We start from the raw sequence: 22,692 nt of genomic DNA, 5'->3' as shown, positions 1-22,692 counted from the left end.
AATACCCCGAGGCCTTGGGTTAAAGATTTTGTAACCGTTTTTATACCTGTACCTTTACCGAAATAGCTATAAAATAGCATTTTGCTGTTTTTTAAAATGATATTATGAGTCAAGTTAAACAAAACGATAAAGTAAAAGTACATTACACAGGAAAGTTGGCTTCAGGTGAAGTTTTTGATAGCTCTGTTGAAAGAGGAGAGCCTATTGAATTTACTATGGGTCAAGGTGAATTGATACCTGGTTTTGAAAAAGGTCTTATTGATATGAAGGTCAATGAGAAAAAAACCGTTAACATCCCAAAAGAGGAAGCTTACGGAATGCCTAAAGAGGAATTGATACAAGAAGTACCTAAAAGTCAATTGCCACAGGATATAGAGCCAAAAGTAGGTATGGGGCTTGTTTCTCAGACTCAAAGTGGTCAAGAAATTAATCTTTTGGTCACAGATGTAAAGGAAGAAAGTATTGTTGTAGATGGTAATCACCCTTTAGCAGGTAAAGACCTTGTTTTTGACCTTGAAGTGGTAGAGATATTATAAAATTAGAGTTGCGGTAAAGTTGTTTTTGAATTATTAACGGAAATACCTTAACGTAAATAGAGTACTTGTTTTTAATTAGATTGAAATAGCTCCCGAGAGGGGGCTTTTTTTGTGCTTATTTTACGACCAATTTTCGGTTGCTCGTTTTTTTGTTTTCGGTTACTTGAAGTACATATACTCCGGGTACCAGTCTAGAAATATTTAGATTGCTTTTGGAGATTTGATCGGTTAGGACAATCTTACCAAAAACATCATAAACCTTAATTTGTTTTACTTGGTTGTCTCTGGTAATGACATTCACCACATCATTAAAAGCGGGGTTGGGATAAAGTTTAAAACCAGGAATTTCTTCTTTGCTCTGATTTTGGAAATCAAAGGAATTTTGGGCGGACATACTAATGGTGAATATTAGTAAAAGCATAAAGTAGGTAGTACGCATAAGTATTGATTTGGGGTCAACAGTTTAAAGGTAGGTAAAGGGTAGGGTAGGTGTTGTAAAATGTTGTGAAAGTGACTTAGATGTAGGTGTAGGAAATATCGCCTTCCATTCATCGCAGTTTTGTTACCATTCATCGACAGGTATTTGTCAATGGGCTATACCGTTTAATATTGTAAACAATTGAAAATAAGGCGGGTTTGGATGGTGTTCTAAGAACTATTTTATAATCAGCTTTCTGGTAGCTACTTTGTTGTTTTGGTAAACACGCAATACATAAACTCCCGCATCAATATTTGAAAGATACAGTTCCTCACCATTAATTTTGGTCTCTAAAACTTGTGTTCCCAAAACATCATAAATCAAGACTTGTTTAGGTGAAGTTTCAGAAGTGCTAATATAAACCTTACCGTTCGTAACCGGATTCGGGTAAAGTTTAAAACCTTTAATATCCCCATTGCCCTGGGATTCTTGCCCATAGCAAAAGGAAATACACAAGAAAGTAATTAAGAGGTAAAAGTGCTTCATATAATTATGTGAGCAAATAGTATACCACGAATATACGAAATCTTTGTTTTGATCGTTGGACGAAATTACAAAACGTAGGAAAATATGTATAAATGGTGCTGTGAAGGCATTAATTGAAAGATATTTTCTGGTTTACCTCATAGTGTAAAGCCTTATTCTGTCTTGTTAGGCATGGTTTGTATTTCGTTCGGAACGAATTTTTTATTGACTTTTAGACTCTTAAATATTTATGATGAGGTCTTTCTCCGTTACTTTATTATACACATCTCGGCTAAAAACATAGAGCTTAGAAGGTTTTTTTGCATTGCCCTTTCTGGTTTCGTTCAAAGGAACAATATAAATTTTCTTCAGTACTTTTTTTCGGAAATTTCGGTTGTCAATTTCAATGTTCAGGACAGACTCAAAAGCAATTTGAAGTTCATTTAACGTAAACTTATGCGATATCAAATCAAATATTATAGGCTCAACCATGATTTTTTGCTTCAAATCTTCCTGAGCGTCATCAATTATTTTTTTGTGGTCAAAACCCAATTCCGGCAAAGCTTTTACGGGAAACCACTTAAAGTCATCATCGGTTAATTGAATGTTCTTTTTAGGCTGTACAAAATAATACGCAATGGTCATGGATTGTGCCTTTAGTCCTTTGCTTTTGGTCCATAATAAATCTTTGTCGGTTTTGATTCTAGAGGTATTGCCGTAGGTGTGAAACTGAACCCTGTTGAATTCGTTAAGGTTGGTTATGCTTTTAAAGATACTGTTGGCAGATTCCTCTAAAGTTTTGTTTGTGAAAGCACGTTCTCCTGTTATAACCCAGTCATCAATTACCGGGTACTCTTTTCGGAACATATTTAGCGTACGTTTTTGCAAAAGAACATACAAACCTTCTGGGCCTAAGCCAAAAATGACACAATTGACAGATACGTTATCCAGTTTTCTAAAATCCATTTAAATACAGCTCTCTTATCTTTGGTTTAAACTCGTTTGCCGGAGCATGAAGTTCTATTTCGTCAATATACAATGAACACTTAAAAAATATAGATATAATTTTATTTTTTATGTAAATTGAAAGATTTTGGATACTGATTCTATATTGTAAAAAAAATATGCAAAACCCATTATACTTAAATATTGAGAATGTAGGCGCGCTACAGAATAGGGCGTTGATTCCTGCATTTGATCGAGATAAAATTAAAACAAGTATTGCACATATTGGGATAAGCAATTTTCATAGAGCGCATCAGGCATATTATATGCACGAGCTGATAGAAAATCATGATGAATTTAATTTTGGTATATGCGGAATAGACCTTTTGGATGCAGACCGAAAAATTTATAATGTTCTAAAAGATCAAGATGGGCTGTATTGCTTGATGGTGAAAGATGCCAATGGTTCCCATCAAATAAAAGTTATAGGCTCTATTGTAGAGTACTTTTTTGGTCCTGAAAATCCCATGGCGGTCATTGAAAGACTTGCTCATCCGGATATCGAGATAATTTCGTTGACCATTGCCGAAGACGGATATCACTTAAACGAGATAACAGGAGAGTTTGATCAGGAGAATCCGGTTGTTGCCGAAGATATGAGAAACCCCTTTTATCCAAAAACCGTTTTTGGATATTTGATGCAAGCCTTTAAGTTGAGGAAGTTCCGAGGTCTAGCAGGTTGTACCATTCTATCATGTGACAATATAAAAGGCAACGGAGATACGATGAAAGCTTCTTTTTTCAACTACGTAAATAAGATGGAGCCCGAATTGCTGCCGTGGCTAAAGGAGAACACTACGTTTCCAAATTCAATGGTGGATCGGATTACACCGCTAACCCGCCCGGAAGACATTGAAACTTTAAAAAACGACTTTTTAATTGAGGACCAATGGCCAGTGGTATGCGAGCCTTTTGCGAACTGGGTGATCGAGGATAATTTTTTTCACGGAAGGCCACAGTGGGAAAAGGTAGGTGTACAGTTTGTGGAGCATATTGAGTTTTATGATAAAATGAAACTTCAGTTGCTCAATGCGGGACATACCCTATTGGGTATCTTGGGTACGCTTCACGGATATAAAACCGTAGGTGAGGCTGCAAACGATGAAGACTTTATGTATTTCCTGAGAACTTTTATGGATGCAGAGGTCATTCCTGTTCTGGATAAGGCCGAGGTTCATTTGGTAGAAAATTATAAGTCTACTTTGATTGCTAGATTTAAGAACCCTTATATCTATGATAGCCTTTCCAGGATTTGCGATGAAAGCTCTGCAAAAGTCCCAATTTTTATTTTGCCGACGGTGCGGACACAGTTGTCAAAAGACAAGGTTATAGACAGGGCTGCTTTTGTTATTGCCGCATGGTGTACATATTATGATGGTTTGGATGATCAAGGTAAAACATATAAAATTTCAGACTCTATAAGTAATGTTCTGATTAGAAGGGCCACTCAGTCTCAGCAGAATCCGATTAGGTTTTTAGAAATTGAATCTGTTTTTGGCGATTTAAAAAGCAGTCCAATTTTTGTGGAAAAGTACGTGCGCTATCTAAATTATATTAGAACGCGCACGATTAAAGAGTGTATAAAAGATTTTAATTCTGGTCTGTTATAGCATATCTCTATGGTTGTACATACATCATTTTATCAATAGTAGCTTTCTCTATTTTTGGGTTTGCCCCTTGGTTACTGGCTACAATTGCACCCATGGCGCAAGAAAAATCAAGGGCATTTTGAGGGGAAGCACCCTTAAGGATTTTGTTGATCAGAGATGCCAAAAAAGAATCTCCTGCACCAACAGTGTCCACAACTGTTATTGGATAGCCGTTGTTGTAATAAAATAAATGATTACAATAGAGTATGGCGCCATTACCGCCCCTTGTAACACAAATAGATGTTGTATTGGTATACTTCGCTATAAATTTGATATTTTCTTCCAGAGACTCGGATTCAAAATCTAGGGCTTTTGCTATTTCTAAAATTTCATCGTCATTAAACTTTATAAAGTCGGCAGCATCCATGAGTTCGGACAAAACATGTATAGTGTAATGCGGAGCTCTAAGATTAACATCAAAAATTTTATACTTGGCCAGTTTTAAAAGCTCATGTAGTGTATTCTTAGAGGTGTGGTTTCTTGCGGCCAAACTTCCATATATAAAGACATCCGAAGTTTGAGTGATGTCTACAGCATCTGGGGTAAGTTCAATATGGTCCCAAGCTCTAGGAGACTCTATAATATATGAGGCGGAACCTTTGTCGTTCAAAGTAACTTTTACATCTCCGGTTTTTAGAGTAGAATCCACTTTTACGCTTTGGGTGTTGATACCCTGTTTGTTAAGGAATTCAATTATTTCCCTACCGGCCCCATCATTTCCTACCTTGCTGATCAGACTTACCCTGTTTTCTAATGATTGTAAACGTGCTGCAACGTTCAAAGGCGCTCCTCCAATTTTTTTATGGGTAGGGAATACGTCCCATAGAACTTCTCCAAAACAAACTATATTTTTCATTTAAATATTATTTATAGCCTTATTGTTCATTTGGGTTACACATTCTTCTACACCGTATTTTAGAATGTTTTGATATGCCGCTGAATAAGAATCAACAAATCTTTTGGATTGATTCAGCTTCCCGAAAACGGATTCTATTTCTAAAAAAGATGCGGGACTGTCTTTGGCAACCAGAGCTTTTTCTTTTAATAGGGATTCTAGGGCATCTTTAATATTTAAGGGGTTTCCCTGCTCGTCAACACCGGCACTGTAGATGGCCCAGGCTGCAATTACAAAAGCCGCATGTTCAATAGGGCCGTCATTTTCTAATTGTGCGTTTACCGTGGGTAAAATGAAAATGGGAATTTTAGCGGAACTCTCAGAACATATTCTGTCTATTTGATCTTTGATGTAAATATTTCCAAATCTTTGAAGCAGTGACTGTTTATACTTTTTCAAGTCAACACCTTCTAAATCACCTAAAGTAGGGCTCACCTCTTCATCCATGTAGGAGTGTAAAAAGGTTTGTATAGCCTTGTTCTGAACAGATTCGTCAATAGTTTCATAGCCTATTAGAGCGCCAAGGATTCCCAAAACGGAATGTCCTGCATTTAATAGGCTAAGCTTCATTTTTTCATAAGGAACTACATCTTCTACAAATTGAGCTCCTACATTTTCCCAAGCAGGTCTTCCTGAGATAAAATCATCTTCTATGACCCATTGTTTAAAAGGCTCACAAACTACGGGCCATGCATCTTCAATTCCGCTGGTATCTTTTAATAGGGTAATATCCTTTTCTGATGTGGCGGGAGTGATTCTATCTACCATAGCATTAGGGAAGGATACATTTGATTTTATCCAGGGTACGAGATCCGGTTCGGCCATATGTACAAAACTCAATAACATCCTTTCCGTCATATGTCCATTTCCCTGAATGTTATCGCAAGACTGAATGGTGCACCCGGGCAATCCTCTTTCTTTTCGGAGTTTTAATGCTTGGGTCAAATAACCAAAAATTGTTTTGGGAGCTTGTGGGTGCTCTAAGTCCTGTTGAACTAGGGGATTTGTAAAGTCAAAAGAACCCGTGGCTTCGTTGTAGTTATAGCCACCTTCCGTAATGGTCAGGGTTATGATCTTAACATCGGTACTCGCCATTTTCTCTATTACCTGTGTTGGATTCTCCGGAGCAAAAAGGTATTCTACAATAGAGCCTATGATTTTTTTGGTCAAGGTGCCGTCCAATTCCTTCACAATAAGGGTGTACAATCCGTCTTGCTCTTTAAGGGTATTGTAAATTTTTGTGTCAAAATCCAATAGGGCAATGCCACAAATGCCCCAATCCGAATTGGCTGGGTCATGTAATAATTGATTGGTATAATAGGCTTCATGAGATCGGTGGAACCCCCCTATGCCCACATGGACGATACCTGTTTTTAAGGCAGATCTATCATACTGGGGAATAAGGGCCTCATCTGAAAACTTGCTGAGGTTTTTGTTGTTTAATTTATAGCTAGTCATAATATGTAACGTTATGTTTTTAAGTTATTTGCTCTCGAATTTTTGTAAGAGAACGGCAAAGATGATTATGGCACCTTTCACCACTTGTTGCGGGTAGGAGGGTACGTTAAGTAGATTTAGGATGTTGCTTATCAAGCCTAAAATAAGAACGCCCATTAAGGTGTTTATAGCGGTTCCTTTTCCTCCATTTAAGCTTGCGCCTCCAATTACTACTGCGGCAATAGCGTCAAGTTCCCAAGCCATGCCCATATTAGGTGATCCCAAATTTGTTCTGGAGGCAACAATGATAGCGGCAGTTGCGGCCAAAGCCCCAGAAATTGCATAGACCAAAAACTTGTATTTGTTTACTTTAATGCCCGATAGTCTAGAGGCCTCCTCGTTGCTTCCTATGGCTATAATCAATCTCCCAAATACATTGTAGCGTAGCATTGCCATCGCACAGATAACAATGATAAAAAACACGATAGAAATGTTAGGTATGCCCAAGGTTGAATTATTAGCAAAGTCGGACATGTACAATCCTCCGTAAGTGGTGAAGGTGATAGGGGAACCTTTTGAATAGATAAAGCCCAAGCCTCTTGCAATAGTCATTAGGGCAAGTGTGGCAATAAAGGGTGCCATTTTTTGATAGGCTACAAGATAACCAGCTACGCTTCCCAGTGAAAACCCGATTATAATGGTCAGTAGAATGGCTAGGGGCAAGGCAAATGTATTCACTAAAATTGCGAAAGTAACGGCCAACAAGGCTACCATGGAACCAACAGAAAGGTCTATTCCACCGGTTAGGATTACTATTAACATTCCAATACTTATAATACCAATACCGGAAACCTGTTTTAGTAAATTGGACAGATTTACCGATGTAAAGAACACATCTGAAATCATTGCAGAAAACAGCACTAGTACGATGAAAATGAAGATGGTGTTGTGTTTGATCAGAAACTTAAGGAATCCTCCTGGACTACTAAGTTGTTGTTTTATTGTTAAGGCCATGATCTAATTTTTTTAATGGTTGGATGATGATGTTTTTAATGCTTTTCCAATGGAGTAGCGTAGTATGTTTTCTTCGGAAAATTGCTCTTTGGTCAACTCGCCGTAGAAGGTGCCCTTGTGCATAACCAGGATTCGGTCCGAAATACCCATTATTTCGGGCATATCGGAAGAAATGACCACAACGGCAACACCTTTCTGGGCAACTTCGTTTATGAGATTATAGATTTCAACTTTGGCACCAACGTCTACCCCGCGTGTAGGTTCGTCAATTATAATTACTTTGCTGTCTATGCTAAGCCATTTGGCCAAAGCCACTTTTTGCTGGTTGCCGCCACTTAAGTTGCCTACATCTACTTCTGAGCTAGGGGTCTTAATATTTAGCTTGTTAATTAATGCAGATACGTTTTCTTGCTCTTTTTCTGTCTTTAAGAAACCCAGTTTACTGGAAATAGATCTAAAATTGGTAATGCTAATGTTCTTTCGAATGGAAAGAGGCAAAAAGACACCTTCTTCCTTGCGATCTTCAGATACAAAGCCTATTTGATGTTTTACGGCATCAACGGGCGATTTAGTTTTAATCTCTTTTCCGTTTAGGGTCAAGGTTCCGGATTTCTTTTTATCGGCACCAAAAATCAATTTTGCTGTTTCTGTCCTTCCGCTGCCTCCTAACCCTGCTACGCCAAGAACTTCACCAGGTTTTACGGAAAATGACACATCGTGAACCAAGTTGTTCTTAGCCGTTAGGTTCTTGACTTCAAAAACAGGTTTTGACCCTATTTTTGCATTACGTTCGGGGTACAGATCCTTTAGTTCCCTACCGATCATTAATCGAATAACACTATCCGTGTCGGTCTCGGAAACGGGTAAGCAACCTGTGTCTACACCATCTCTAAGAACGGTTATGGAATCTGCTATCTTAAATATTTCCTCTAAATGGTGAGAGATGTAAATAATGGAAATGCCTTTTTCCTTTAACCTGAACAAATTGTCAAATAACTTTTGTGTGTCCGTAGGATCAAAAACGGTAGTGGGCTCATCCAGTACGAGTACTTTTGTATCTTCCGATAAGGCCTTGGCAATTTCTACTACTTGTTTTTGGACAATACTTAAATCTCTGACTCGCGCCGATGCATCAATCTTAAAGCCCAAAGAATCTATAAGCTCTTGTGCGTCTTTGGTAATTTTTTTCCAGTTCATCCAGAACTTATTTGCGCCAAGTTTGTGCAAGTAGATATTTTCGGCAACGGATAGATCGTTTACCAGTGAGAGTTCTTGGTAGACGACACTAATACCTTTTACCTGACCTTCGTGTGTGTTTTTTAGGTTAAGTTCTTCGCCGTTCAGCAAGATTTTTCCACCATCTTTTTGATGTACACCGCTAAGGATTTTTACCAGCGTAGATTTGCCCGCGCCATTCTCGCCAAGTAATGCATGAATTTCTCCGGGTTTTACTTTAAGATTTACACCTTCAAGTACAGAAACCACTCCAAAGCTTTTAGATATTCCGGTCATTTCAACTCGGTATGCGCTATTTTCAGTTTTCATGTCTAACAAGGTTTGATTAATAAGTGTTGCGGATTCCCTTTAAAATATAGCATCTGGCCTGTAGTATTTTGCCGCATTTTCCTTTGTGATCAGTAAAGGTGCAGTGTATGAGTTTTTTGGGAAATCTGTTTTTCCGTTCATGTATTCAATTGCATACTGAACGGCATTTTTTCCTATCTGTACCGGACTGTTCATGGCGGTACACCCGTAGAAATCTGTTTCCATAATGTACTTTATGGCTTCTTTTTGTCCGTCCGCACCGGCAACGATCAAAATATCATCTGTTTTACCCGCCTGGGCAATTGCCTTTATGGCTCCCAGTACACAAACATCCGATTCGGTAATGACTACGTTTACATCTGGGTGTGCTACCAAAACATCTTCCATGGCCTTTAGTCCGCCGGCATAGGACCAGTTGGTATACATTTGGGTTTTAATGTTCAAATCAATATAGCCCAACGTTCTTAATTGTTCTTCCGTAATGCCCTGTAAAAGCCCTTGTTTCCGCGTTTTGCCTACAGGGTTTCCGGCATTACCACTTAATAGGGCAATATTCATTTTTTCTTTGCCGAATTTTTTGGCTAGCCATTCTCCGGCAAGTTCCCCGTTTGCTAAGTTGTTAGATTGAATGGTAGTAACAAAATCTGCCGATGGGTCAATAGAACTGTCTATAATGAATACCGGAACACCGGCGGCTTTAGCGACTTTGGTAACCCCAACCAGGGCATCAGGATCTAGCGGGTTAAGGAGCAGGGCATCAATACCTTTTGTGATTAGATCCTCAACCGCTGCAATTTGTTTGTTAATATCATTTTGGCCATCTGCAGATAAGAAGGTCATGCCATTATTTTCGGTAGTGGACTTAATGCTCTGGAATAGCGCTTGGTAGTAGGGTGCGTTCAATGACGGGGTGCAATAGCCTATTCTTTTGCCTGAAAGATCTATTTTGCTTACAAAACTCTCCTCTGTATCTTCGGTTAGACTGTTGGAGGCTTTGCTTGTTTCTAACTGTCTGGCACAACTGCTCATAAATAGTAATGTGACCACCACGAATGGGCCAAGGATTTTCTTTAAAGCTGAATTTACGTTTTTCATAATCAATACTATTAGCTGTTATTTATGTTCGGGTTTTGTTAAAATAAAGAAAAATCTAGCGATAACACCGTTGCTCGCTTCTCGGGGTTCCACATGGCTGTAACTTCAACAGGCAATTCGTAGTTGGCTACAGTAATATTCTTGTTCAGTGCCAATCCTACGTTAATAACATTTGCTTTGTCTTGGGTGTAGAATGTTTTGTCCGTTAAGAAGGACCATGCACCACCGGCAAATAGGGATAGTTCGTAATTGTCAATTTTCCACACCTTGCTTTTCACTTCAAAATAATGGGTCCATGAATTTTTTAGAGAACCATCGGGTCGGATTTCGTAATCTCCAGAACCACCACCTATAATGGTGGCTAAATATAGAAGGGTGTTTGGGGTAACATTGTAGCCAAAGTTGATATCCACAAAATTGTATCCCTGTGTTTTGTCATAGCTCCAATAGTTTAGTTTGTCGCCTCTTTCTTCCACCCCGGTGTAATTGTTGTGGGATACGGCTTCGGCAAAAAATCTATCGGAAAGACGATAGAGGGCATATATGGAAACTTCTTTGTAGTTGGCCCTTACGTTTTGTCCGGAATCCTTATGGATTACATCGGTAGTGGTGAATCCGGCACCGCCCCAGACGCCAAGTGTAAATTTTTCATTTTTTGAATTATATTCTAAATGGGTGGCGAACATAGCTCCTGGATGTACAACAAAGCCATGCCATATATGCATGTTCTTTAAGTGGCCGCCAGTGTTAAAAGGTTTGTAGCGGTCTTTATCCTTGTTATCGTCCTGAGCTAACCCAAAATTGATTCCAAAGAAGAGAATTAATGGTAGGGCTAGCATAAAAGAAGCTCTGTTAAATTGCTCTAGTTTTTTATGATTTGAATTTTTCAAAGTAAAACCGATTCTAGTTTGTAAAATGGATAGCATTTGTTTCATAACAAGATGGTTATAGGTTGATAATTAATAAACGTCATATTAACGTTTATTAGACAAATGAAAACTTTATTTTTTTACTTACCAAATTAATTAACATAAAAAATGTGATATTTTACCCGTAATATATGTGAAATTACCTTTTATTGCTTTGTAATATTAGGGATTAGTGAATTTTTATTAATAATGTCAAAAGGACGTTTAATTTTAATTTAAAGAGCTTATTTGTTTAGTTTTGTATGTAAAATAGATTTATGAAGGCTAAGGAAATCTTGAATGTATCTGTGGATTGTGTAGTTTTTGGATACGACATTAAGGCAAAATCGCTTAATGTTCTATTGATAAAGCGGTATCTGGAGTCCGAGGCAAAATCTAATGTCCTTGTGGATGATTATGTATTGACCGGTTACCATGTGTATGAGCATGAAACTCTAGATGAAGCCTCTGCTAGGGTATTAAAAGAGCTAACCGGTCTAACCAATTTGTATAAGAAGCAATTTAAGGTATTTGGAGCTCCTGACCGGCTAATGGGGAAGTCAGACCAAATTTGGGTTAAGAGCAAGAAATTTAGCTCAAGGACTTTTACCGTAGCCTATTATTTTTTGTTGAAAACCAATGATGTTGATTTAAAGGCTAATAGGCATAAGGCAAAATGGTTTCCTCTAGGGGAATTGCCAAAACTAGGGTTTGACCATAAGAAAATTATTGAGGAAGCTCATGAAGACCTAAAGGCTAAATGCTTGTCCGAGCCTATAACTTTTGAATTGTTGCCCTTAAAATTCACCATGAATGATGTACAGGATCTCTATCAATCTATATTAGGTGTTGAAATTGATAACCGTAATTTTAGAAGAAAGTTAATCAGTAGAAAGTATATAATTGCTTTGGATGAAAAGCAAGTTGGTGTTTCAAAAAAGCCAGCTCAGTTATATATGTTCAGTAAGGACGTGTATGATAAAATTTCCAATAAGAATTATTTGATCAGTATGTAAAGAAGCTTTCCTGGAAGCCTCAAATGGGTGTTCAATACGACAAGTGCCAATTTAATTTACTATTTTGAGCCATGCATTAATGTGTGGCTTTTTTAATTCAGTCTCACAATTCCCTGTTGCTTGTGAAGAAGTTTCTGTTTTTGGTTTCCTTTTGTTTTATAATTTGTTGTTCTTCAGGGAATGAGAGGGCTGATGTTCGCTCCGTTGAGGCTTTGGACAGTATCTTGTTCTATTTTAATGTTTCTAAGGACATTTCACTTACAACGAAAGAGAGACAGGAAGCAATAAATAGGTCATATGATAAATTGATAGACACTGTAGAAGATTCACTTTATGCATATGTTCTTGATGAAAAAAGTTTGCTTCATTTTACTGCTCAGCAATATGATAGTCTAATCCTGTTTAGTGATTTGCTTCTAAGTCATAATTCCAAAATAGATAATGCGAATTTGATAGCGGACCATTACTATTTAAGGGGATATTATTTTGCTGAAATAGAGCGCGACTATTTTAAGGCTGTCGAAAATTATTCGCATTCCAAAGAGTATTTCGCAAAGGTTAACGATAGTAGTCAAATTGGTGAAAGCCTAATGAACATTGGTGTCATCCAAAAAAACAACAATGACTTCTTCGGCAGTAAAGAAACGCTAACGGATGCGTTGCGGTATTTAAAAAAACCAGATAAAAGGGCCAATTGCTATAATACCTTGGCTACTAACCACAGGAAACTTTTGAATTTTTCAGATGCCGTAAATTATTACCAAAAGGCAATAGGTATAACGGATTCCGATAAAAGCCGCTTGATTTACAAAAACAATTTAGCCGCTAGTTATGTTGATAATAGTGAGTTAGGTAAAGCTATTGAACTTTTGAGCAAAATAGAGAAAGCTTCAGGTATGAAGACTACTCCAAAAGAGCTTGCTAGAGTTCAAGATAATTTAGCCTATGCAAAATGGTTATCAGGAGAATCAATTAGTTCCAATGCTTTTGAGAAACCATTGAAAACAAGGATGGAGGCGAAGGATGAAAGAGGTCTAATTGCCAGTTATACCCACTTGGGGGAGTTTTATAGTAAGGAGAATCCAAGAAAAGCAAAATCCTATTTTGATTCTGTAATTCAACTTTCAAATGATTTAAAAATACCACGGGCAGAAAAGGATGCATTGCGGCAACTAATGAAACTGGCACCCAATGATATTGAAGTAAAAGACCGCTATGTTTTTTTGCAGGATAGTTTGTATGATCAAGAACTAAAAGTAAAGACCCAATTTGCTAAATATAGATATGATGATACGCTTAAGCAAGAATCTATTCTTCGCTTGGAAAAGAAAAATGCGGAACATCAATTAGAAGTTGCCGAACAGCGCAATCAGAAAATAATATCATACTCAGGTTTAGCATTTGTTCTGGTAATATCTGTTTGTGGCGTATTCTTTTTCATACAGAGGGCAAGGCGTTTGAAACAGCAGAACAGAACGGCAAAAATAGAAGCCACCTATGAAACCGAGGCGGAATTTTCAAGAAAACTGCATGATGATTTTGCGGGAAAACTAAACCACGCCATGGTATTGCTTCAGAACGGTTCGGATACTACAGAGGTTTTAAATGTTGTTGACGGTTTATATAGTCAGAGTAGGGATTTTTCTAGGAAAATCAATGATGTTGATACCGGCTCAAGATTCAAAGAAGTACTTTTTGGTATGTTAAGCAGTTATGGTAAAAATACCCAACTATTAGTTACCGGAAGTAAGGAGGTAGATTGGGGCATCTTATCGGATTTAACTAAGAAAACCCTGTATAAGGTACTTCAAGAGTTTATGATAAATATGCAAAAGCATAGTGGGGCTTCGGTAGTTTCTATAGATTTTGAACAGACCAAGACCAAGTTGAAAATACAGTATGTGGATAATGGCAATGGAGCAGCAAAAGGTAGCCTAAATAATAAAAATGGACTATGGAATACAGAAAAGCGTATTCTGGCCATTAACGGAAGTCTTACTTTTGATTCTGAGAAGGGCGAAGGTTTTAAAGCCCAAGTGGAAATTCCGAATTAAATAGTGCAGACTATGTTCAAAAAAATACTGATTGCAGAAGACTTTCAAGATACCAATAAAGGCATTGTAAATGCGCTTGAAAATAGACTGGAAATTGAAGAAATACAAGAAGAGTTGTATTGTGATAAGGCCTATAATAGGTTTAAGTTGGCTTGTATTAATGGTGAGCCCTATGAGCTATTAATAACCGATTTGTCTTTTAAGGAAGGTCCTGTGGAGCGAAAGCTAACGTCAGGCCATTCTCTTATTGCTGCTATACGAGAGGTAGATCCGAATATTAGGGTTATCGTGAATTCTATGATTGAAGACCCTGCGGAAATTAATTCACTTTTTACGGACCAAAAAATAAACGGTTACGTCTGTAAAGGGCGTAACGGGTTGAACGAACTGGTTATCGCTATGCAAGAAGTTTATCAAAATAGAACCTACGTTTCTCCACAAATTAATCTAAATAGTGCCAATACTCTTTTTGAGTTGGATAAGTATGATTTGATGATTTTACAGGATTTGGCGGAAGGTTTCACGAAAAAAGAGATTTCCGAAAAATTGAAAAATCAGAATATTTCTCCCAATAGCGAAAGTACTATAGATAAAAAAGTCAGTAGATTGTTTGATGCTTTTGGAGCTAAAAATACCCATCACCTTATTGCTAAGCTTATTAAGCAAGGTAGACTCTAACACTATATTTTCTATTATGTTACCCGGCCAATAGATGTCAATCCCTTACGGTTATCTGTAAGGGATTGTCTTTTTAAGGTATTAGGTTTGGCCAAACTATTTATGCAATGACAAAATATTACGTGAACAATACCCCGCAATCTAATGGAGACCATGATGTACATACAGAAGATTGTTTTTCACTAGCATTTACTTTAAGTAAAACCGATTTGGGCCATCACGCCACTTATGATTTAGCACTTACCAAAGCTCAAAAAACGTTTAAACGTGCTAACCCTTGCCCGCGTTGTATTGGAGTATGATTAAGAATGGAATTTTGAAATTAAGAAACAGGTTATGTTGTGTAATTACCACTTTCCGATAAACTCGGATACGTTTTACGGTAATATTTACAAGTGTGAATCTATAACTCCGTTGCTCGGTTCTGATGACTCGGAAATTGCACCAATAACTTGAGCTCACAAATACAATAATTCCGATGTAGTCTATATAATGATAGGGTTTGCCAAAAGGTCCTATTAGCACCCATCTTATAATAAGTTGGTTTCTAATGCTCTGAAGTACGTTTCCAAATAAGGCAGTTTTTTTTTTTTTTTTGAAGATTGAGCTGAAATATCTGCTGTAGTTCCTTTTTTGGTCATTGAACAAATTTCAATCCCTTACGGATATCTGTAAGGGATTGTCTTTTTATGATGGTAGGTTTGATCTCATGAATCTGAGCTATTTCATGCTGTAAGATTTTAATAAAAATATAGACCGGCCTGTTGAAGGAGGTGATTGGGGGATTATCAAATTTTGCGGGCTCGGTCTTTAATAAAAGGTAATTAAAAAGAGAAGTAAGTGTATGAAAAATATAGGAGTTCTTTTATTCGTCCTTCTTTTGTCATTTCCAAAACAGGGGCATGCTCAAGATAGTGGTGCTGCGGTTGCTGGAGCTGTTGGTGCGTTGGTTGCTATTGGGGCAGGTATAGCTGCGGTAGAGCAGATGAAAGAAAGGGCGGAACTTACTGCCACGGAATGGTTGTTGGCCAACAATCCGGAAATAACAAGTTTCTCTTTAAAAACACTGGATTTTGATGGAAAGAAATTGAAAGACATGTCTTCTGCCTCGCTCATTACGTTTAAAATTCAAGAATTTCTACCTGGAGATGACCCAGAGTTAAACGGAAGAAAGCAAGTGTTGTTAGGTTTTACGAGCCACGGTTGGATTAATGAGTATGGTATAGATTTTACGAAAATAAAGTGGTTTTTAATAGATAGTTTTGAATGGACCAATATGATGGTGTCATATGTAAAAACAGCATCTAAGGAAAGTGACAATAATAAGACCGAAAAAATATTGGTGAAAGGTAAAATTGTGAATAGGGGAGTTAGAATTAAAAATAAGATGGCTATACCATTTTACAAACTCTCTGGAGATATGTATGTGGTCACGGATTATTCAAACGATATGAAGTTTGTTTACAACGAACGTTCTTTAGGTATTTTCCTAAAAGACACCAAAGATTTGGTACAGATTAAACGGAGTAGCCTTATTGATATTCATCAGTTCTTTTTTGAGGATAATTATTAACCTTTAGAACTTATTTTATTTCTAGTTTTGGAATAACCGTAAAACTAAAAAAGCCTCCAACTTGCGTTGAAGGCTTTTCGCGGTCTGGACGGGACTCGAACCCGCGACCCCCTGCGTGACAGGCAGGTATTCTAACCAACTGAACTACCAGACCGTGGCGTTTAGCGAGTGCAAATATACACCGCATTTTCAATTGCACAAACATTTTTTAATAAAAGTTTCATCTTTAGATAAATTTCTGCCTTTCTACCAAATAGGTGTTCAGCATTTTTGAAAAATCCTCCCGTACATCTACCTCCACATATTTAATTCTATATTGGGCGCATTTTAATTTTAAATCTTCAAAATAGTGGCGGACACTACGTTCGTAGGATTCTTTTATGTTGCTGGAATACAAATCTATGTGTTCGCCGGTCTCTACATCTAGAAAACGTTTAGGGGTATTGTCAAAATCAAAATGGTACTCGGTAGATTTGTCCAAAAGATGGAATAATACTACCTCGTGCTTGTTGTATTTTAAATGTCGGAGAGCTTCAAAAATTTTTTCATCATTTGTAGAATTTTGAAACATATCCGTAAAAAGAAATATGAGACTCCTTCTTTTTATGTTTTCCGCAATCTGGTATAAATAGGTGTAGGTTTCCGTTTGCGGAGCGGGATTTTTGTCTAAACAGACCTCACTTAACTTGGCCAAAAGCATCTGGTGGTGTCTTTCACTACCTTTTTCGGGTGAATAGAAATTATAGGTGTCTGAATATACACTGAGTCCAACGGCGTCTCGTTGCCTTTTTAAAATGTTCATGAGTGCTGCTATGGCGAGCGCACTAAAGCCTATTTTGTTCAGATTACTAGCGGATAGGTTCTTTACCTCCGGGTAGTACATTGATGCTGAGCTATCCAAAATCATATGGCACCTTAAATTGGTTTCTTCTTCATATCTTTTGGTATAGAGCTTGTCCGTTTTTGCAAAAAGTTTCCAGTCAATATGCTTGGTGCTTTCTCCTGGGTTATAAATTTTATGTTCTGCAAATTCTGCTGAAAAGCCATGAAACGGACTCTTGTGTATGCCACTAATGAAGCCTTCCACTACTTGGTTGGCCAATAGCTCCAGGTTTTGGAAAAGTGATGTATTATTTAATTCCGATTGCAGGTTCATAGCACTAAGATAGGTATTAAACGGAAAAGGCTTGTTGCGATACGAGTTGAGGTATGGACAAAAAAAATTCCGCTAAATGCGGAATTTTTTTTATATCGTCCCATTTGCAGGGAAACGTAAAATTATAATGCCGCGTCAATCGCGTCTGTGTATACTTTTTTTGGAGAAACACCAACCTGACGGTTTACAATTTCACCGTCTTTAAATACCAATACAGTAGGGATGTTTCTAACACCATATTTAGCCGCAAATTCTTGATTCGCATCTACATCTACTTTACCTACAACAGCTTTACCGTCATATTCAGAACTTACTTCCTCAATGATAGGTCCAACCATTCTACAAGGTCCGCACCACGCTGCCCAAAAATCAACTACTACCGGTTTATCGCTTTTTAATACTACTTCATCAAAAGTAGCGTCTGTTATTTCTAATGCCATGATTTTAAATTTTAAATATATTATGCAAAGTTAGTCAAATATCTTACGGTTTCCTTACTAACGATACATTGGTTTTAGCTATTGCGCTATCAATCTAATTTATAATGTCAAAATTCTATATTTTTCATCTAAAAAGCTAGCTTAATTGAGTTTATAATGAACTTGATTGTCCGTTAGGGTGGCTAACAGTTCGCTGCTTATTTGTACTTTTTGCTTTCTACTGGATAGGCTTACTTTAATTTCTTCGTCCATTTCATAGACTATAAAATTAAGGGGGTGATTTCCAGGGTGGGATATAAGCGTGTCTTTCAGTTGATGAATGTCTTCTTCCTTAAGGTCGTCAATATTCAATTTAATTGTGAGCTTTTTGGCGTAAGACTCCATTACTTCTTGAAGGAGCATAAAACTGTTGAATTGAATTCGTGGGTCTCCCTTTTTTCCGGTATCCCTGTTCGTCCATCCGTCCTTTACAAAAACCTTGATGTAAGCGAACGAATTTATCATTAAGAAATGCCTGAACCTAAGGTATTCTTCACCGAAAATTCGGAAATCATAAGATTCTGTGTAATCCTCAACAATAAATGAGGCCCACCCTTTTCCGTTTTTAGATACCCGATGCTGAACGTCTGTAATAACACCTGCAAAGGCGAGTTCCCGGTTCACCACGGTTGAGAGGTCACTTAAATTTGCGAGGGAGGCATTGCAGAACGCTTTAATTTCTGTGTTGAAATCGTCTAACGGGTGACCCGAAATGTAAATACCTACTACTTCTTTTTCTCTACGGAGTTTTTCCATGGTGCCCCATTCTTCGCAAGGAGGTACGGTAGGTTCGGGTATTTGAACTTCACTGGCATCTCCGAAAAGACTCACTTGACTAGAATTTTCGCTTTCTTGAAATTTGGCACCGTACTTAACGGTTTTTTCCAAGAAAGTAACCCCATCTCCCTCATCGTGAAAATACTGTGCCCTATGGGTGTCCCCAAAAGAATCAAAACCACCGGCTACGGCTAAACTTTCAAATGCTTTTTTGTTTGCTGCACGTAAATCTATGCGTTTGGCAAAATCAAAAACCGACTTGTACGGACCGTCTTTTCTATTTTCTACTATGGTTTCAACCGCTCCACGACCAACTCCTTTTACGGCGCCCATGCCAAAACGTACGGCGCCGGCATCATTTACGGCAAACTTGTAGAAAGATTCATTAACGTCCGGCCCAAGTACATCTAAGCCCATACGCTTACATTCTTCCATAAAGAAGGTAACCTGTTTAATATCATTCATATTATTACTCAATACCGCCGCCATATATTCGGCAGGGTAGTGGGCTTTACAATAGGCGGTTTGGTAGGCGATCCATGCATAGCAAGTGGAGTGCGATTTGTTAAATGCGTAAGCGGCAAAGGCTTCCCAGTCTTTCCAAATTTTCTCCAGTTTATCAACGGCATGTCCTTTTGCGGAAGCTTGATCAATGAATTTTGGCTTCATTTTGTCAAGTACGTGCTTCTGCTTTTTACCCATCGCCTTACGCAAGACATCGGCTTCACCTTTGGTAAAGTCCGCCAACTTTTGCGAAAGGAGCATCACCTGCTCTTGGTATACCGTAATACCATAGGTTTCCGCTAAATATTCTTCACAGGCATCCAAATCATACACAATTTCTTCGGTACCATGTTTACGGGCAATGAAACTTGGTATGTATTCCATGGGACCTGGTCGGTACAAGGCGTTCATGGCAATAAGATCCGCAAAAACGGTAGGCTTTAACGAGCGCATGTGTTTTTGCATCCCGGGAGATTCATATTGGAACACCCCAACGGTTTCACCTCTTTGGAAAAGCTCGTATGTTTTTTCATCATCCAACGGAAAATTCTCCGGATCAAGTTCAACACCGTGTTTCGCTTTTACGATTTTAACGGTATCCTTAATTAAGGTCAGCGTTTTCAATCCCAAGAAATCCATCTTCAGCAGTCCGGCATCTTCCACTACGGAGTTGTCAAACTGCGTACAGTACATGTCGGAATCCTTGGCAAGTGCCACGGGTACGAACTTGGTAATATCATCTGGGGTAATGATCACCCCACAGGCGTGAATACCGGTATTACGAACGGAACCTTCTAAAACGTAAGCTTGGTTAAGGGTTTCGGACTCTAAACCGTCGCCTTCCGATATATTCAGAAGCTCATTAATTTTCTCTAGCTCTTCACTATTGAACTTACTTCTAAGTACTTTTTCATCGACTCCGATAATCTTTTTCAGCTTAGACATGTTCGGAATCAACTTCGCCATACGGTCTGCATCTCCCAAAGGAAGGTCTAGTGCTCTTGCCGTATCACGAATAGATGATTTTGCAGCCATAGTACCGTAGGTGATAATCTGCGCCACCTGATTGGATCCGTACTTGTCAATTACATAATCCATAACTCGGCTACGCCCTTCGTCATCAAAATCAATATCGATATCGGGCATACTTACACGATCCGGATTTAGGAAACGCTCAAAAAGTAGGTCGTACTGAATAGGGTCCAAATTGGTAATCCATAAACAGTAGGCAACTGCAGAACCTGCAGCAGATCCACGACCGGGACCTACGGAAACATCCATATCTCTGGCGGCCCTAATGAAATCTTCAACAATCAAGAAATAACCAGGGTAACCTGTTTTTTCAATTACCTGAAGCTCAAAATCTAGTCGTTCATCAATTTCGGGTGTAATTTCACCGTATCTCTTTTTGGCACCTTCATAGGTAATGTGACGCAGAAACTTGTTCTCACCACGCTTACCGCCGTCCAATTTATCTTCTTCAAATTGAAATTCTTCAGGAATATCAAAAGCAGGTAACAGTACATCGCGTGCCAAAGTAAAGGTCTCTACTTTGTCAACGATTTCTTGAATATTAATGATAGCTTCAGGAATATCCTTAAAAAGCTCTTTCATCTCATCCGAAGACTTAAAGTAGTATTCTTGGTTAGGCAAACCGTAACGATAGCCACGACCACGACCAATAGGGGTGGACTGCTTTTCACCGTCTTTTACGCATAAAAGAATATCGTGCGCATGAGCGTTTTCTTTTTCGGCGTAATAGGTATTATTTGTGGCAACGAGTTTTACATTGTGTTTTTTGGCAAACTGAATCAAAACTTGATTTACACGGTCTTCATCTTCTTGACCGTGACGCATGATCTCTATATAAAGGTCATCGCCAAAAGTTTCTTTCCACCAAATAAGGGCTTCTTCTGCCTGGTTTTCACCAACGTTCAATACTTTACTGGGTACTTCGCCATAAAGGTTTCCTGTCAACACCATGACATCTTCTTTGTACTGCTCGATGACTTTTTTATCGATACGAGGTACATAATATTTACCGTCAACAAAGGCAATGGAAGACATTTTTGCTAAATTCAAATAACCCTTTTTGCTTTTAGCGAGCATCACTATTTGATACCCATTGTCTTTTTGAGACTTGTTGGTGTGGTCTTCACAGACTTGAAATTCACAACCGATTATAGGGGTGATTTCCTGTTCTGGTTCCGGTAATTCCGCTAATGGTTCTTCACCTTCTTCCAGTGTTCCGTTCTGTGTAGCTTCGTAGCGTTTTAAGTTGGCTTCGTTTCTTGCAACAACACCTTTATTGTGGTTCAGGACTCCATTTACGAAGTGAAAAGCCCCCATCATGTTGGCATGATCTGTCATGGCTACGGCAGGCATTTTTGCTTTTGCTGCGGCTTTTACCAAATCCGGGACGCTAATGGTAGATTGTAATATGGAGAACTGCGTGTGGTTGTGTAAATGGGCGAAACTTGCGTTTTCTAAAGTTGCAAGGTTTTCTTGTATTTCCTCTTGTGAAACTCCACCCGTATCTTTTTCCCAAAGCGCATCCGCTATTTTTTTCGATGCTTTTTTTAGGTTGATGTGCTTAAGGCCGATAAGCTGAATCTCTTGCGGGTTGGCCTCAGAGAAATTCTTGAAATAATCTGGCTGTACATCTAATTGCTCAATGGTGTATTGTTGCTTACGGATAAGCTCTAAAAAACAACGTGTAGTTGCCTCAACATCCGCAGTAGCATTATGCGCTTCTCCAAAAGGCTCACCGAATAAATATTGATGCAATTCGGTCAATGTAGGAAGTTTGAACTTGCCACCACGACCACCGGGAATCTGGCACAGTTGTGCCGTATGCTCGGTACACGTATCTAAAACGGGTAATTCCTGCAATGGGTTTTCAACGCCTAAGCGGTGGAATTCCGCACCCATGATATTTAAATCGAATCCCACGTTCTGTCCAACAATGAATTTTGTTTTGGACATGGCAATGTTGAATTTCTCTAAAACTTCAGCAAGCGATACACCTTGTTGCTCGGCTAGCTCGGTAGAAATACCGTGAATTTGCTCGGCATCGTATGGAATATTGAATCCATCAGGGCGCACCAAATAATCTTGATGTTCAATACATTTACCCATTTCGTCATGCAGCTGCCATGCAATTTGTATACAACGTGGCCAGTTGTCAGTGTCGGTAATAGGGGCATTCCAGTTTTTTGGAAGACCAGTGGTTTCGGTATCAAAGATGAGGTACATATAGAATATTCTGAGTGTTCAACGCGGTCAGGTCATTGACCTGAAAAGTGCCTATAAAATTACTAAAAAGCAGCTGTTAGAAAAAACGGAATTGCTAAGAGTTATTAACGAGTACCATTTTGATGTTTTGTATGGTTAAGTAACTCAAAATTTAGTGGTGTATCAATTTGTAA

General features: G+C 38.4%; 19 protein-coding genes and 1 tRNA gene. 7 read left to right on the top strand and 13 right to left on the bottom strand.

What is annotated here, in order from left to right; genetic code table 11:
- The first annotated feature begins 104 nt into the window (after window positions 1-104).
- On the top strand, window positions 105-536 hold the full coding sequence (locus P0077_RS05885) for an FKBP-type peptidyl-prolyl cis-trans isomerase (protein ID WP_194524932.1): 432 nt from the start codon (window positions 105-107) through the stop codon (window positions 534-536).
- Between the two features lie 115 nt (window positions 537-651).
- Here the strand turns inward: P0077_RS05885 and P0077_RS05880 are convergent, their stop codons facing one another.
- The 3 genes from P0077_RS05880 to P0077_RS05870 all read right to left on the bottom strand — a co-directional run bounded on the left by P0077_RS05880 (window position 652) and on the right by P0077_RS05870 (window position 2,445).
- Window positions 652-975, bottom strand: coding sequence for a T9SS type A sorting domain-containing protein (locus tag P0077_RS05880; RefSeq protein ID WP_276168205.1), 324 nt, complete (start codon window positions 973-975; stop codon window positions 652-654).
- Between the two features lie 216 nt (window positions 976-1,191).
- Entirely contained in the window at window positions 1,192-1,500 is a 309-nt protein-coding gene (locus P0077_RS05875) for a T9SS type A sorting domain-containing protein (RefSeq protein ID WP_276168204.1), read from the bottom strand.
- A gap of 219 nt (window positions 1,501-1,719) precedes the next feature.
- On the bottom strand, window positions 1,720-2,445 hold the full coding sequence (locus P0077_RS05870) for an NUDIX hydrolase (RefSeq protein WP_194528883.1): 726 nt from the start codon (window positions 2,443-2,445) through the stop codon (window positions 1,720-1,722).
- Between the two features lie 158 nt (window positions 2,446-2,603).
- Between P0077_RS05870 and P0077_RS05865 the strand changes: the two genes are divergently transcribed.
- A complete protein-coding gene (locus P0077_RS05865; protein ID WP_276168203.1) occupies window positions 2,604-4,094 on the top strand; it encodes a mannitol dehydrogenase family protein in 1,491 nt (496 codons plus the stop codon).
- Between the two features lie 7 nt (window positions 4,095-4,101).
- Here the strand turns inward: P0077_RS05865 and P0077_RS05860 are convergent, their stop codons facing one another.
- Genes P0077_RS05860 through P0077_RS05835 form a run of 6 tightly spaced genes read right to left on the bottom strand, consistent with a single transcriptional unit; the run spans window position 4,102 to window position 11,054 of the window.
- Window positions 4,102-4,989 carry a carbohydrate kinase family protein gene (locus P0077_RS05860; protein ID WP_276168202.1) on the bottom strand — a complete coding sequence of 296 codons (888 nt, stop codon included), beginning with the start codon at window positions 4,987-4,989 and terminating at the stop codon, window positions 4,102-4,104.
- Entirely contained in the window at window positions 4,990-6,486 is a 1,497-nt protein-coding gene (locus P0077_RS05855) for a mannitol dehydrogenase family protein (RefSeq protein WP_276168201.1), read from the bottom strand.
- 24 nt (window positions 6,487-6,510) lie between these two features.
- The gene (locus tag P0077_RS05850) at window positions 6,511-7,479 is read right to left on the bottom strand and encodes an ABC transporter permease (RefSeq protein ID WP_194524925.1); all 969 of its coding nucleotides are present in this window, start codon (window positions 7,477-7,479) and stop codon (window positions 6,511-6,513) included.
- A gap of 12 nt (window positions 7,480-7,491) precedes the next feature.
- Window positions 7,492-9,024 (bottom strand): sugar ABC transporter ATP-binding protein, encoded by a 1,533-nt coding sequence (locus tag P0077_RS05845; RefSeq protein WP_276168200.1) that lies wholly within the window; start codon window positions 9,022-9,024, stop codon window positions 7,492-7,494.
- Window positions 9,025-9,063: 39 nt separating this feature from the next.
- Window positions 9,064-10,119 (bottom strand): substrate-binding domain-containing protein, encoded by a 1,056-nt coding sequence (locus tag P0077_RS05840; RefSeq protein ID WP_276168199.1) that lies wholly within the window; start codon window positions 10,117-10,119, stop codon window positions 9,064-9,066.
- A gap of 38 nt (window positions 10,120-10,157) precedes the next feature.
- Window positions 10,158-11,054, bottom strand: a complete 897-nt coding sequence (locus P0077_RS05835) for a hypothetical protein (RefSeq protein WP_276168198.1) — start codon at window positions 11,052-11,054, stop codon at window positions 10,158-10,160.
- Between the two features lie 251 nt (window positions 11,055-11,305).
- Between P0077_RS05835 and P0077_RS05830 the strand changes: the two genes are divergently transcribed.
- The 5 genes from P0077_RS05830 (at window position 11,306) to P0077_RS05810 (ending at window position 16,348) form a co-directional block, all read left to right on the top strand.
- The gene (locus P0077_RS05830) at window positions 11,306-12,043 is read left to right on the top strand and encodes an NUDIX hydrolase (RefSeq protein ID WP_276168197.1); all 738 of its coding nucleotides are present in this window, start codon (window positions 11,306-11,308) and stop codon (window positions 12,041-12,043) included.
- 122 nt (window positions 12,044-12,165) lie between these two features.
- Window positions 12,166-14,097: a tetratricopeptide repeat-containing sensor histidine kinase gene (locus P0077_RS05825; protein ID WP_276168195.1), complete on the top strand. Its 1,932-nt coding sequence runs from the start codon at window positions 12,166-12,168 to the stop codon at window positions 14,095-14,097.
- Window positions 14,098-14,109: 12 nt separating this feature from the next.
- Complete coding sequence (locus P0077_RS05820) at window positions 14,110-14,775, top strand: response regulator transcription factor (RefSeq protein ID WP_276168194.1); 666 nt, start codon at window positions 14,110-14,112, stop codon at window positions 14,773-14,775.
- Between the two features lie 107 nt (window positions 14,776-14,882).
- Window positions 14,883-15,077, top strand: a complete 195-nt coding sequence (locus P0077_RS05815) for a hypothetical protein (protein ID WP_276168193.1) — start codon at window positions 14,883-14,885, stop codon at window positions 15,075-15,077.
- A gap of 542 nt (window positions 15,078-15,619) precedes the next feature.
- Entirely contained in the window at window positions 15,620-16,348 is a 729-nt protein-coding gene (locus P0077_RS05810; protein ID WP_276168192.1) for a hypothetical protein, read from the top strand.
- Window positions 16,349-16,428: 80 nt separating this feature from the next.
- Here P0077_RS05810 and P0077_RS05805 read toward each other — a convergent pair.
- The 4 genes from P0077_RS05805 to dnaE all read right to left on the bottom strand — a co-directional run bounded on the left by P0077_RS05805 (window position 16,429) and on the right by dnaE (window position 22,519).
- Window positions 16,429-16,502 (bottom strand) — tRNA-Asp (locus P0077_RS05805).
- A gap of 72 nt (window positions 16,503-16,574) precedes the next feature.
- Window positions 16,575-17,504 (bottom strand): DUF58 domain-containing protein, encoded by a 930-nt coding sequence (locus tag P0077_RS05800; protein WP_276168191.1) that lies wholly within the window; start codon window positions 17,502-17,504, stop codon window positions 16,575-16,577.
- 122 nt (window positions 17,505-17,626) lie between these two features.
- Window positions 17,627-17,944: a thioredoxin gene (gene trxA / locus P0077_RS05795; RefSeq protein ID WP_276168190.1), complete on the bottom strand. Its 318-nt coding sequence runs from the start codon at window positions 17,942-17,944 to the stop codon at window positions 17,627-17,629.
- A gap of 141 nt (window positions 17,945-18,085) precedes the next feature.
- On the bottom strand, window positions 18,086-22,519 hold the full coding sequence (gene dnaE / locus P0077_RS05790; RefSeq protein WP_276168189.1) for a DNA polymerase III subunit alpha: 4,434 nt from the start codon (window positions 22,517-22,519) through the stop codon (window positions 18,086-18,088).
- Window positions 22,520-22,692: the final 173 nt, after the last annotated feature.

Source organism: Zobellia alginiliquefaciens (assembly GCF_029323795.1).
Taxonomy (GTDB): Bacteria; Bacteroidota; Bacteroidia; order Flavobacteriales; family Flavobacteriaceae; genus Zobellia; species Zobellia alginiliquefaciens.
This window is presented reverse-complemented; position numbering and strand designations above follow the sequence as displayed.

Bases quoted from the DNA above. Each gene is read 5' to 3' on its own strand.
- P0077_RS05885 (WP_194524932.1), top strand. From the start codon at position 105: ATGAGTCAAGTTAAACAAAACGATAAAGTAAAAGTACATTACACAGGA.
- P0077_RS05880 (WP_276168205.1), bottom strand. From the start codon at position 975: ATGCGTACTACCTACTTTATGCTTTTACTAATATTCACCATTAGTATG.
- P0077_RS05875 (WP_276168204.1), bottom strand. From the start codon at position 1,500: ATGAAGCACTTTTACCTCTTAATTACTTTCTTGTGTATTTCCTTTTGC.
- P0077_RS05870 (WP_194528883.1), bottom strand. From the start codon at position 2,445: ATGGATTTTAGAAAACTGGATAACGTATCTGTCAATTGTGTCATTTTT.
- P0077_RS05865 (WP_276168203.1), top strand. From the start codon at position 2,604: ATGCAAAACCCATTATACTTAAATATTGAGAATGTAGGCGCGCTACAG.
- P0077_RS05860 (WP_276168202.1), bottom strand. From the start codon at position 4,989: ATGAAAAATATAGTTTGTTTTGGAGAAGTTCTATGGGACGTATTCCCT.
- P0077_RS05855 (WP_276168201.1), bottom strand. From the start codon at position 6,486: ATGACTAGCTATAAATTAAACAACAAAAACCTCAGCAAGTTTTCAGAT.
- P0077_RS05850 (WP_194524925.1), bottom strand. From the start codon at position 7,479: ATGGCCTTAACAATAAAACAACAACTTAGTAGTCCAGGAGGATTCCTT.
- P0077_RS05845 (WP_276168200.1), bottom strand. From the start codon at position 9,024: ATGAAAACTGAAAATAGCGCATACCGAGTTGAAATGACCGGAATATCT.
- P0077_RS05840 (WP_276168199.1), bottom strand. From the start codon at position 10,119: ATGAAAAACGTAAATTCAGCTTTAAAGAAAATCCTTGGCCCATTCGTG.
- P0077_RS05835 (WP_276168198.1), bottom strand. From the start codon at position 11,054: ATGAAACAAATGCTATCCATTTTACAAACTAGAATCGGTTTTACTTTG.
- P0077_RS05830 (WP_276168197.1), top strand. From the start codon at position 11,306: ATGAAGGCTAAGGAAATCTTGAATGTATCTGTGGATTGTGTAGTTTTT.
- P0077_RS05820 (WP_276168194.1), top strand. From the start codon at position 14,110: ATGTTCAAAAAAATACTGATTGCAGAAGACTTTCAAGATACCAATAAA.
- P0077_RS05815 (WP_276168193.1), top strand. From the start codon at position 14,883: ATGACAAAATATTACGTGAACAATACCCCGCAATCTAATGGAGACCAT.
- P0077_RS05810 (WP_276168192.1), top strand. From the start codon at position 15,620: ATGAAAAATATAGGAGTTCTTTTATTCGTCCTTCTTTTGTCATTTCCA.
- P0077_RS05800 (WP_276168191.1), bottom strand. From the start codon at position 17,504: ATGAACCTGCAATCGGAATTAAATAATACATCACTTTTCCAAAACCTG.
- trxA (WP_276168190.1), bottom strand. From the start codon at position 17,944: ATGGCATTAGAAATAACAGACGCTACTTTTGATGAAGTAGTATTAAAA.
- dnaE (WP_276168189.1), bottom strand. From the start codon at position 22,519: ATGTACCTCATCTTTGATACCGAAACCACTGGTCTTCCAAAAAACTGG.